A 12,078-nucleotide genomic window follows, 5' to 3' on the forward strand; every position below is an offset into this window, starting at 1 on the left:
TCCGTACCTCTCTGTACGTGCGCAACATTGTGGGAATGCGGTTTCCTGAAGGTAGCGCCGACGGTGGTGCTCGTCAACAGGAACTCGGGTTCGGGGCCCGGACGGCCCCGCGTGTCAGAGACCCGGCGTCGTCGATCCGCGCGGCACGAGCTCGCAGGGCATGGCGACGACGCCGGGCTCGAGGCCGCCGCCCGCGAGCGCGCCGTGCAGCCGCCGCGCCGCCTCGCGCCCCATCTCCTCGAGCAGCATGTCGACGCTCGTGATGGCCGGGTCGGAATTCCAGACCAGCGGGGCGAAGTTCTCGTACCCGACGACCGCGACATCCTCCGGCACGCGCAGGGACTCCCGGCGGAGCAGGTCGATGACACCGAGCGCGATCGCGTCGGAGTCGCACACGACGGCGTCGACGCCGTCGCGGCCGACGCTCTCGAGGACGCGGAGCATCGCCGCGCGACCCCAGAGCGCGGTCCGCGGGCCGTCGGCGAGCTCGGCGACGAGGTGCAGGCCCAGGGCCTCCGCCGCCTCGGCGACGCCGACCTTGCGGTCGGCGGCCACCCGGTACTGCGGTCGCCCGCTGAGGTGCGCGACGCGGGTCCGGCCGAGCGCCGCGAGGTGCTCGACCTGGAGGCGGCCGCCCTGGGCGTCGTCCACGACCAGCGAGGCGTCCCGCGGGTCGCGGGACCGGCTGTGCACGTAGACGACCGGGACGGGCAGGTCCTCGCCGACCGGGTCGCGCTCCTCGGTGCGCCCGCCCACCACGATCAACCCGTCCACCCGGCGGTCCAGCAGCGCGTTGAGCTGGTGCCGCTCGCGCAGCCGGTCGCCGCGGGCGTTGACGAGGTGCACGAAGGACGACGACGAGCTCAGCCCGTCCTCCAGGCCGTCGAGGATGGGCAGCGAGAACCGGGACTCGAGGTCGGCGGCGAGCACCCCGACGGACGTGACCGGCTGCCGCCCCGGGCCGCTGCTGGCGACGAAGCCGAGCTCGCGAGCGCTGTCCAGGATGCGCCGCCGGGTGGCGGCGGAGATCCTGCCGCGCCCGTTGATGGCCTTCGACGCCGTCGACATCGACACGCCTGCGGCCTCGGCCACGTCCGCCAGCCTCGCACGATGTCTGCGCACGCCAACGCTCCTTTTCGTCGTCGCGCCACCTGGGAGCGTCCCCGCTGAGGACCCGACCGTACTGCACACGGGAACGCGCAGCCGTTCGATCGAGGTGCCGCCGTCCGGGAACACCAGCCGCCGCTTGCGCGTTATGTCACAAGATTCACCCGCACCCTGAGGAGCACTCTTGCGACGCATCCCCCGAAAGGTCGAGGTCGAGCACGAGCCGGGGAAGTTCACCCGGTACCTCCGGCACGACAACGGCGAGGGCTTCGTCTCGCCGCACGCGAGCGTCCACCCGGACGCCACGATCAGGCCCGGCGCGTACGTCGAGGCCGGCGCCCGCGTGGGCGCGCACGCCAAGGTGGGCCGGTTCAGCTGGGTCGACGTCGACGCCGTCGTCGGGCGCGGAGCCCGCGTGGACGAGAACGTGCACGTCGGCGTCCGCGGCGTCGTCGGCGACGACGCCCGCGTCGGCTCCGGCACGCGCCTCGGCACCGACAGCCGCGTGCCGTCCGGCGTCGTCGTGCCGCCCGACGCGATCATCCCCGACGGCGAGACCGCCCACGGCGCACGCCGCCGGAAGGACTTCGGCACGGCGGCCTGACCTCCCCCACGACACCTCTCACGACACCACCGACGTCCCGCCGGCGGGCCTCGCCCGGCCCCGGCGGGACGTTGCTATGGTGGCCCGTTCATCGTCCCGTCTGGAGGCGAGTGGAGGTGAACTCCCGTGGCCAAGAACTCGAAGAAGCAGCCGGCGCTCTCCCTCAAGGAGAAGCGGGCGCAGAAGCGCGAGAGAACTGCCGAGACCACCGTCAAGGCGCGTCAGCGATAGACCGTCCGCGCACGGGCCGGCCGTCCCCGGGGCGGCCGGCCCGTTCGCGCTCCGGTGGCACGACGGCGCCCGCGCGGGATGATGCTCGGGACCGACCCGAGGAGAACCGTGCCCCACCAGGATCCCGAGCCCACCACGACGACGGCGCGGCACCCCGGCGACGGCGTGCTGCGGCTCGGCCGGATCGGGTGGGCCGTCGTCGGGATCGCCGCCGCCGCGGTGGTGGTCTACGCCGCCGTGTCGGCGATCAGCGGGCTCGCCGTCCCCCTCGTGGTCGCCGCCGTGCTGGGCGTGCTGCTGCACCCGGTGGTCGACCGCCTCGAACGCCTCGGCCTGCGGCGCGGCCTGGGCTCCCTCGCGGTGCTCGTCGCGCTGGGCGCGGTCCTCGCGGTCGCCGTCTGGGTCACGGCCGACGGCGTCGTCGACCAGGGCGCCGAGATCGCCGACCGGCTGGGCAGCGGCCTCGACACCCTCCAGCAGCAGCTCGCCGGGACCACGCTCGACCTGTCCGGCATCGACCTGAGCGAGACGACGGGCTCCCTGGCCGGCGGCGTCGCCAGCCTGTTCGGGAGCGTCTTCTCCAGCGCCGCGGCGTTCGTCGTCGGCACCTTCGTCGCCGTCTTCTTCCTCTTCTACGTGATGGCCGACTGGCCCCGCATCGAGCGGTTCGCGGCGCGCCACTCGTCCGTCGGCAGCACGCGCGGCGACGTCGTGATCGACGAGGCGACGACGACGCTACGCCGCTACTTCGGCGCTCTCACGACGTCGAGCCTGGTCACTGCGGTGCTCATCGGCCTCGGCGCGATCCTGCTCGACGTGCCGCTGGCGTTCTCCATCGCGCTCGTCACCTTCGTGACGTCGTACATCCCGTACCTGGGAGCGATCTTCTCCGGCGCCTTCGCCGTCCTCATCGCCCTGGGTTCGCAGGGGCCGACGTCGGCGCTCATCCTGCTCGCCGTCATCCTCGTGGTGCAGAACGTGGTGCAGACGCTGATGCTCACCAAGCTGTCCTCCGACCAGCTGCGGCTGCACCCGATCGTCAACCTCGGCTCGACGATCGTCGGCGCCGTCCTCGCCGGCCTGCTGGGAGCCATGCTGTCCGCGCCCGCGACCGTCATCGTGCGGGACGTCCTCGGACATGCGCGCGCCCGCACGGACGACGGCCGTGCGGGCGACGCGACGACGGGCTGAGCAGCCCGGACAGCGATCAGGTCACGTTCTTCCGGCGGCCACCCATCCCGGCGACGATCGAGACGCCGATCGCGGCCAGGACGATCTGGAAGATCAGCTCGATCCAGTCGATGCCGCCCGTGTCGCTCACGTCGAAGAGGCTCGCGATCCACGTGCCCAGCAGGGCGGCGACGATCCCGATGAGGATCGTCACGAGGATCGAGATGTTCTGCTTCCCCCGGACGAACAGCCGGCCCAGCGCCCCGATGATCGCGCCGATGATGATCGCGGTGATGATGCCCGAGATGGTCACGGTCGTGCTCCCCTCCTCGACGACGGCGCAGGTCGCGCCCATGTCGAACGTACGGCGGACTCCGGCTGCACGCTCCCGGAACACCGACGGCGCCGGCCCCGTGACCAGGGTCGGCGCCGTCGGTGTCGCGATCAGTGCTGCTGGCGCCGCCGGATCCCGAGGGCGATCACGCCCGCCGCGACGAGCAGGACGGCGAGCCCCACCCACAGGGCGATGTCCGCGCCCGTCGTGGGCAGCCAGCCGCCCCCGCCGTCACCGTCGTCGCCGCCGCCGGGCGGCGGCGGGACCGCGTCGAACGTGTTCGTCACCGTGACCGACGCCGGGTCGGCCGCGATCGTGACCGCGCCCGGCTCGCCGTCGCCCACCGTCGAGACCGTGGACGACGCCGCACCCCCGTCGTCCGTCTCCGTCACGACGCACTCCGCGCCGATCGGCAGCCCGGCGTAGGAGACCGTGTCGCCCCCCGCGATCTCGCGCGCCGCGCCACCCGGGATCTCGATGTCCTCGCCCTGGAACGTGCAGGCGAGAGTCACCTCGAACGGCCCGACGTCGTACGCGTCGCCCGCGAAGTCGACCACCTTGTCCACCGCCAGCGAGCCGACGTCGAACGTGTTCGTCACCGTGATCAGCGCCGGGTCGGCGTCCCCGGCCGGGACGACGACCTGGCCCGGCTCGCCGTCCTCGACCGCCGTCGACACGGTGGACGACGTCGCGCCCGCCGCGTCCGTCTCCGTCACGACGCACTCCGCGCCCACCGGGAGGCCGTCGTAGGTGGCCGGCTCGTCCGGCGTCACCGTGCGGGTGGCACCGCCCGGCACCTCGATCTCCTCCCCCTGGAACGTGCAGGCCAGGGAGACCTCGAACGGCGCCGTGACGAAGGGCGCGCCATCACCGTCGAGCACCTTCTCCACCTGGATCGACCCGGCATCGTACGTGTTCGTCACCGTGGCGACGTCGACGGTCTCGGTGTTGGCGTCGATCTCGACAGGGTCCGGGTCGACGGTCACGCTCGTCGCGCCGCCGATGCCCGTCTCCGTGACGGTGCACTGGTCGCCGTCCTGCAGCCCGAAGTACACCGCCGGGACGCCCGGCCCGAACCGGCGGTCCGGACCGCCGAGGATCGTCTCGACCGGCTGGCCCTGGTTGTCCGTGCACTCGAGGGTGACCTGGTACGGCAGGTCCTGGTACGCCTGCCGTGCGGCGGCGAACCACTCGGTCGCCGCGTCGATCAGCGCGTCGATCTCGTCGGGATCGGTGGGCAGCGGGTCCGGGATCTCCGGGAACGGCGGGAGCTCCGGCATCGCCGGGGCGAAGTCCGCACCGTCACCGTCCACCGTCTTCTGGACCAGCAGGGGGGCCGTGAGGAACGTGTTCTCCACGGTCACGGTGACCTCGGTAGGCCCGTCCTCGTCGTTCGGAGGCACGACCACGCCGTCCACCGACGTCCCGTCGACCGGGTCCCCACCGTCGACCGCGATGGTCGTCGACGACGCGCCGAAGTCGTCCGTCTCGGTGACCGTGCACTCGGCGCCCACCGGCAGGCCCTCGAAGATCGCCGGGTCGCCGGGCATGAACTCGCGGACCGCCCCACCCGGGATCGCCAGGTCGACGCCCTCGTAGGTGCATTCGAGGGTCACCTCGAAGGGCCCGGGCCCGTAGAGCGAGCCGAGGCCAGCGAGCTCCTTGTCCACCTCGATCGTGCCGACGTCGAACGTGTTGGTGATGACGACCTCGGCGGGCTCGTCGGCGCCAACCGTCACCGTGTCCGGCACCACGACGGACCCGGTCGCGCCGCCGTCGTCGATCTCCGTGACGGTGCACTCCGCACCCACCGGCAGATTCGCGATCTGCGCGTCGAGCGGACCGGCCCCGCCGAGCACTACGGTGCCGTCGTAGACCGTTCCCGGTTCGCCTGGACCCTCCCCGTCGGCGTCGTAGGTGCACACCACCTGGATGGTGAAGGGCCCTGCCCCGTAGGCCGGGCCGCCCTCGCCGTCGACCACCTTCTGCAGGTTGATCGCGCCGACCTCGAACGCGTTCGTCGCCACGAGCTGGGTTCCCGCCGTGCCGGCATCGTTCGGGACGATGACGACGTCGGCCGACGGCCCGTCCGTCTCGACCGGGTCCTCGCCCGGCTGCGTCACCGTCATCGACGTCGACGCCGCGTTCGCGGTGTTCGACTCCGTGACCGTGCACTCGGCGTTCACGGGCAGGCCCGTCAGGGTGACGGGCGTGCCGTCCCCGGCCAGCTCCACGACCATCGGGTTCTCCGCGTCGTACCCGTCAGCGAAGACCGGCTCACCGAGGAACGTGCACTCGACCGTGGCCTCGAACGGCCCGTACGAGACCGGGTCGCCGTTCTCGTCGACCGCGTCGCTCTCGACCGACTTCGACAGCTCGAGCGAGCCGAGCTCGTACCAGTTCACGGCCGTGATGCCCGTGACGTCCGGCTCCTCGCCGATCGTCACGGTCCCGACGATGAGCTCGGTCTCCCCGTTCACCCCGTCGTCCTCGGTGATGGTGCACTCGGCGCCGTACGGCAGGTCGTCGACCGTCGCCGGGTTAGACGGACTCACGGTGATCGGGATCGGGTCGAGCTCCTGCTCCACCCACGTCCCGACGGCGGACGTGCACTGCACGTTCACCTGGAACTCGTCCGGTGCGTACTCCGCCCCCGGCCCGGCGGCGAACTTCACGACGTTGAGCGAGCCGCTGGCGGTGGCGACGCCGACCTTCGTGCCCTCGGTGGGCAGCATCCGCACCTGGTTCCCGCCGGGACCGATCGCCACGGCCGAGGCGGCGGCGGAGTTCCAGGCGATGGAGCGGTCCCCGGCATCGGGAGCGGTCGGCGGGGTGGTGGTCACGCCCTGGAGCGCGAGGAACTCGCCCGGCTGGAACATCTCGTCCTCGGGGAACGTGATCACGGCCTTGAACGCGGTGATCTCCTCGTAGAGCGACTCCGGCTCGTCGCCGGTGAGCTGCACCCACCCGCTGGTCGGGTCGTCGGTGGGGCACACCGGCTCGTTGATCGGGTCGTTGATGTCGTCCATGCAGTAGTCCTGCACGGTCGAGTAGTAGAAGGTCGCCTCGGCTCCCTCCGGCGCGTTCACGAGCTCCGGCGGGTAGTCGTTGTTGAGGAGCGGCGCCCAGGCCGACCCGCGCTCCGCGGGGTCGAAGGAGCCGGTGTCGCCCGGCGTGGGGAGGCGATCGTAGAGCACCACCTTGTTCATGGGCAGGTTGCCGACGTTGTCCACGCGGATCCGCCACGTCTCGTCGTGGCCCGGCGCGATGACCGGCGTGCACGGGTAGGCGTAGAAGCCGAACACGTTCGTCGTGCACTCGTCCGGGGGGTTCGTCGCCTCCGGGTCGACGATGACGTCGAGCTCGTCGTCATTGGTCGCCTTGACGAACTTCGACTGGCTCAGCGCGGCCGTGGCGGTCGACTGCACGTCGGAGTCCGCCTCGCAGGCGCCGGTCTCCTCGTCCAGCCGCGTCTCGCACTCGTCCCACGGCCTGTCGCCGACGACGCCCGCGGTGTTCTCCACCACCGTCTGCGGCGGCAGGGTGACGCGGAAGCTCACCATCACCGTGATCGTGTAGCTCTGGTCGACCTCGAGCACCGATCCCTCCGGAAAGGCGAACTCGAGGCTCTCGATGTCGCCCTGCTGGTCGACCGTCACGTCGGCGGCGTCGGTGGGCAGGTCCGGAGTGCCGGGGTCGGGGTCGTCGCCCGTCAGCGCGTACCGGTACGGGTCGTCGACGTCGGCCAGACGCAGCTGCGCGCCCTCGTCGTCCACCGGCATCGGGTCGGTCACCACGGGATCGACGATCGGCCGGTCGCCCGTGTTGGTGACCGTGATGTTCATCGGGAACACCGCGTTCGGCGCCTCGGTGCCGCCGGTGACCGTCCCGTCGAAGTCCTTGACGATCATCACGCCGTTCGTGGCGTGCTGGTACAGGATCGATGCCTCGGCCTCGTCCTCGGCGCTCACCGGCACCAGCTCGCCGCTCTCCGGGTCGACGACGAGGTCGGCGCCGGTCGTGGTGCCCCGGACGGAGTTGCTCGCCACGCCCGGGTCCGTCTCGCCGGGACCCGGCGGGTTGGCCGCCAGGTCGGGCAGCACCGGACCGCCGGAGCGCATCTCGTCGCGTCGCTCGACCGAGATCGGGACGCTCTGCGTCGGCGTGGCCGGGTTCTCCCAGACCGAGCCGTCCGTCCGGGTGAACGTGAACCGCAGGCCCTGCACGTCCTCCGGCGCGACCCCGGCGGGCAGGGCGAAGGTTCCCGACGGCGTGCCCTCGACCCAGGCGCCACCGGTCACGGTCACCGGGTCGGAGGATCCCGGGTCACCGGTGAACGTGCCGCCCGTGAACGCGTCGACCTGCACCTGCTGGATCGGCGCGGTGAGGCTGGCGCCGTCGAACCCGACGAAGTCGTACTGGTTCCAGAACTGCGGGTCGTCGTCGGTCAGCACCATCTCGACGCTGCGCGACGGGCCGAGCGGCTGGCCGGTGAGCGTCATCGTCACCGGGCCCGTGCCGGGCTCGACGATCGTGTCGGGGGTGAACGACTTCCCCACCTCGAGGCCGATGGCGGCGTCCTGCAGCTGCATCGAGGCGTCGTCGTCGGCCTCGCGGACGTCGTCTCCCGTCACGCCGCCCGGGTCGTCGATCGTCGCCGCGGCCCGGTTGGGGACCGGGTCGTAGCCGCTCACGGTCACGGGCTGGTCCGTGTAGCGGTCGTTCTCGCGCAGCTGGAGCGTGAGGTCCATCGTGCCGCTCGCGCCCGGCTCGATCAGCCCGTCGTACGCGACCTCCACGCCGACGACGTCCGTCAGGTCCCCCGCCGTGAGCGCCTCGGCGCCTGCCTCGTCGAAGGTCGCGGTGGTGTCGTCGTCGTAGTGCAGCGTGACCGTGGTGCTCGTCGCCCCCGCGGGCGGCGTGAGGTCGATCGCCGTCAGTGTGAACGCGTCGAAGGGCTTGGTGCCGTCGGCCGTCACCACGTCGCCGGAGCCCTGGGCCACCGGGTCCGCCAGGCGGAGCTGCTCCACCTTGGCCGCCGAGGCGTTGGTCCCCGTGATCGTGACCGTCGTCGAGGGGTAGAACTCGTCCGGCGTGTCCGCCGGGGGCACGGAGATCGGGCCGCCCGTCCAGTCCTTGCTCACCGTGACGTTGAGCGGCCGGTCGATGATCAGCACGTCGGCGTCGTCGGTGTCCGTGTAGTCGTTGCCGTCGAACGTGCCGGTTCCTCGCGCGGTGTCGTTGACCAGCCCGGGGTCGTCGGTGTTGTAGAGGGTGCCGTTCGTGGACCCGAGCACGGGGTCACCGTTGCTGCGCTTGTAGTCCCGCACCTGGAACGTCAGGTTCAGGTGCCGGCCGTCCGACAGCGTGGACCGCGCCACGCCGTCGCCGACGGCCGGCTCGGTCGGGTCGGCCGGAGTCGTGGACCGCGACGGCGACTCCGTGTACACGATCCGGACGGACGTCGTGGACTCCTGCTCCGCCGCGGTGAGGTCCACCGCGGGCATCCCGCCGTCGCACGGCGTGGCCTCGGTGCAGGTGGAGTTCGTCGCCTGCACCCAGGCCGACCCGTTCCAGAGCTCGACGCCGACGATCGCGTCGTACTCGATCAGCGGGTCCAGCGAGCTGTCGATCGCGGGGATGCTCACCAGGTTGAAGGCGTCGTAGAACGAGTCCTGGATCTCCGTCGTCTGCGGGTCGGCGACGTCCGAGATCACCATCGGGTCCACGCCGGAGAAGCCGTTGGTGGACCAGGTGATCTGCGCCGTCGCCTGATCGTCGGACCGGGCCAGGACGCTGACGGGCGGCTCGCCGAGGAACGTCTTCTCGATGAAGTCCAGGTCGCCCGTGCCGTCCACGGGGAACGGATCGACGGTGGCACAGCCCTCGGCCGGCTCGGTGGGCGAGACCGACCCCGACGACGCGCTGGAGGCGCCACAGTTCTCGATCGGGGCGTCGCGATCCGTGGGGCCGGTGTACTCCGCGACGAAGTTCGGCTGGAAGCTGGTACCGGGCGGGAAGCCGTCCCCCGTGGAGTCGTAGACGAACTGCACGCCCTGCGCGTCGGCAGGCAGGTCGCAGCTCACCGTGTCCGGGCCGGTGAACGGGCCGCACCCGGGTGCGGGCTCCCACGAGTCGCCGTCCCAGTAGTTGACGGTCAGCGTCGAGTTCGCCGGCACGTCCGTGGACCGCACTGCGGTCGGCACGAAGTTCTCCGACCACTCTCCAGGGTTCTCCGGGTCGGTCGGATCCTGGATCACGACCTGGTCCGCGTTGGTGGTCGACCCGTCCGGCCCGAACGGCAGGAGCTGCGTCGGGAGCTGCACGATGACGCTCTGACCCGGGATCGCGGGGATCTCCGACGGCGAGATGAGCTTGTCGGTCTCCGTCGCCAGCCGGTCCACCAGGGTGACGAGGTCGGCGGACGCCGTGTCCTCGGCGTTGGGCACGGTCGCGGTGATCTCGTTGGTGTGCGTGACGTCCTCGACCTCCTGGTCGGGGTCGGTGTCCGCCGTGAACGGGATCGACGCCTCGGCGCCGGTGGGCAGGTCGCCCGTGAAGGTGACCGTGAACCCCTCGACCACGCAGTCGGCGGGCGGGTTCGGCAGGGTGTTCGGCGCCGTGGCCTCCACCGTGGGCGAGGTGCCGTCGGCGCACGTGAAGGTCACGCTCGCCTCGCTGGCCCCGTTGGGCCACTGCACCCCCGTGCCGTCGCCGTCGGGGCCGAAGCCGGTGAAGGTGAGCGGGTCGTCACCGGTGAACGGGTTCGGACCGTCCGGCGACGGTTCCGTGATCGTCATCGTGTCCACCGCGGTGCCGGCGTTGGTGGCGCCGATCGTCACCGTCGTCGGGTCGCCGGCGCTCACGGTGGCGGGGTCGAAGCTCTTGCTCGCCGTGACGGAGTTGTTCGGCGGCGTGATGACGTAGGTGTCCTCGGCCGTCGTCGTGTCGGACTCGTCGTCGCCGTGCGTGACGTACGACGACGTGTCGTTGGTGACGGTCAGGGGGCCCGTCAGCTCGGTGACGGCCTCGCTCTGCTGCACCTCGACCGGCACCGACGCCTCGGCGCCCGGCTGGATGTCACCGCTGAACGTGTACCGCACGCCCTGCACGGTGGACGGGTCCACCGCGTCGTCCAGCGGCTCCCACGAGTCGCCGTCCCAGTACTCCTGCGTCACCTCGGTCGCATTCGGCGGCATGGTGATGTCGCCCGTGCCGGTGTACTCGAGGTAGGTGAACGGGTTGGGGTCGGCGGTCGGGTCGACCGGGTCCTGGATCACCAGCGTGTCGACGGGGTCGTTCGACGTGTTCGTGGCGCCGATCGTCATCGTCGCCGCGGTGCCGGGCGCCGCGAGCGCCCCCTCGGGATCGATCGACTTGGTCGTCTCGGATCCCAGTTCCAGGTCGACGACGGGCGTGACGGTCGCGTCGGCGGTCGCCGGGTCGGTGTTGTCGCCGTCGACGGTCGCCGTGTTGGTGATGGGCACCCCGTTGGCGCTGTAGGGCAGGTCGGGGTCGACCTGCGCCGTGACGGTGATGACCGCCTGCGAGCCGTTCGGGGCGGTGTCGTCGGAGTAGGTGACGGTGTTGGTGTCGGTGTCGACGTCCAAGTCGCCGTCGCCCGTCGAGACGCTCGCGTCGACGAGGATCAGCCCCTCGGGGAGCTCGTCCGTCATGACGCTGTTGGTGCAGGGCTGGGCGTTCGGGTCCGAGCAGGAGATCTGGATCGCGAACTGCACCTGCTGGCCCGGCTGGTACGGCCCCTCGCTGGTGACGATCTTCTGGATCCCCCAGCTCGCGGCAGACGCCGTGGTCGCCGGGATGACTGCGCCTGCCAGCCCGAGCGCGAGCACGCCGAGCACGGACGCGCCGCGCCGGATCCTTCTGCGCGCGCGCTCCCGCGCGTGACGACGTGCCCTGGTCATCGCAGACCTGCGACCTTCCACCATCAGTGCCCCTCCACACATCGGTGCAAACCGCCCGCGCGCGACGCTGTGCGCAGGCACCATCTCCGAAGGTGTCAGACATCGGGGGACATGGCTCGGCGAACGGCGGTTCGTCCGCAATGGTCGGGAACGCCCGGATCGCGGGCGGGATGCCGCTGCGCGAGCGAGCGCACCGCAGGACGGCGACAGTCGAGGTGAGGGCGTCGGAGCACGACGAAGGAGTCGACCATGGGCCGGGCGAGGGCACGACACGGGTACGTGAGGGTGGGGACGACGGCGGTGGGCGCGGCGGCCCTGCTGCTGGCGGGGTGCGGCGAGTCCAGCACGGACGCCATGGGCGACGACACGACCCAGGTGTGCCAGGACCTCTCCGCCTACTCGGACGCGCTGCGCAACCTCGCGGGCACGCTCGGCCCGGACGCGTCCGTCGCGCAGGTGCAGGCCGCGCGCGACCAGGCCGCGGAGGCGCAGCGCACGCTGCACGAGAGCCTGGCGAACGTGTCCGACGACCGCACCGACGACGTCGAGCAGGCCTGGGACGCGCTCGTGACGGCGTTCGGCCAGGTCGACGACGATGCGACGCTCTCCGAGGCGGCCGCCTCCCTCAAGGACGAGGCGCAGCGCGTCGTCGACGCCACCGCGTCCGTGGGCCAGGACCTCGACTGCAGCTGAGTCGCTTCCCGAGG

General features: G+C 71.7%; 6 protein-coding genes. 3 read left to right on the top strand and 3 right to left on the bottom strand.

Annotated features, from left to right (window positions below; genetic code table 11):
- Positions 1-114: 114 nt before the first annotated feature.
- Complete coding sequence (locus ACQP60_RS08535) at positions 115-1,122, bottom strand: LacI family DNA-binding transcriptional regulator (RefSeq protein WP_429730704.1); 1,008 nt, start codon at positions 1,120-1,122, stop codon at positions 115-117.
- A gap of 169 nt (positions 1,123-1,291) precedes the next feature.
- On the opposite strand from ACQP60_RS08535, the gene ACQP60_RS08540 reads away from it, so the two are divergent.
- Both ACQP60_RS08540 and ACQP60_RS08545 read left to right on the top strand, forming a co-directional pair.
- Positions 1,292-1,711: a transferase gene (locus ACQP60_RS08540; RefSeq protein ID WP_429730707.1), complete on the top strand. Its 420-nt coding sequence runs from the start codon at positions 1,292-1,294 to the stop codon at positions 1,709-1,711.
- 339 nt (positions 1,712-2,050) lie between these two features.
- Complete coding sequence (locus ACQP60_RS08545) at positions 2,051-3,133, top strand: AI-2E family transporter (RefSeq protein WP_429730709.1); 1,083 nt, start codon at positions 2,051-2,053, stop codon at positions 3,131-3,133.
- 16 nt (positions 3,134-3,149) lie between these two features.
- On the opposite strand, the gene ACQP60_RS08550 is transcribed toward ACQP60_RS08545, so the two are convergent.
- Complete coding sequence (locus ACQP60_RS08550; RefSeq protein WP_429730712.1) at positions 3,150-3,467, bottom strand: GlsB/YeaQ/YmgE family stress response membrane protein; 318 nt, start codon at positions 3,465-3,467, stop codon at positions 3,150-3,152.
- Positions 3,468-3,556: 89 nt separating this feature from the next.
- The gene (locus tag ACQP60_RS08555) at positions 3,557-11,371 is read right to left on the bottom strand and encodes a DUF5979 domain-containing protein (RefSeq protein ID WP_429730715.1); all 7,815 of its coding nucleotides are present in this window, start codon (positions 11,369-11,371) and stop codon (positions 3,557-3,559) included.
- Positions 11,372-11,650: 279 nt separating this feature from the next.
- On the opposite strand from ACQP60_RS08555, the gene ACQP60_RS08560 reads away from it, so the two are divergent.
- Positions 11,651-12,064: a hypothetical protein gene (locus ACQP60_RS08560; protein ID WP_429730718.1), complete on the top strand. Its 414-nt coding sequence runs from the start codon at positions 11,651-11,653 to the stop codon at positions 12,062-12,064.
- Positions 12,065-12,078 lie beyond the last annotated feature (14 nt).

Origin of the sequence: Isoptericola variabilis (genome assembly GCF_050311655.1) — a bacterium.
Lineage (GTDB): Bacteria > Actinomycetota > Actinomycetes > Actinomycetales > Cellulomonadaceae > Isoptericola > Isoptericola variabilis.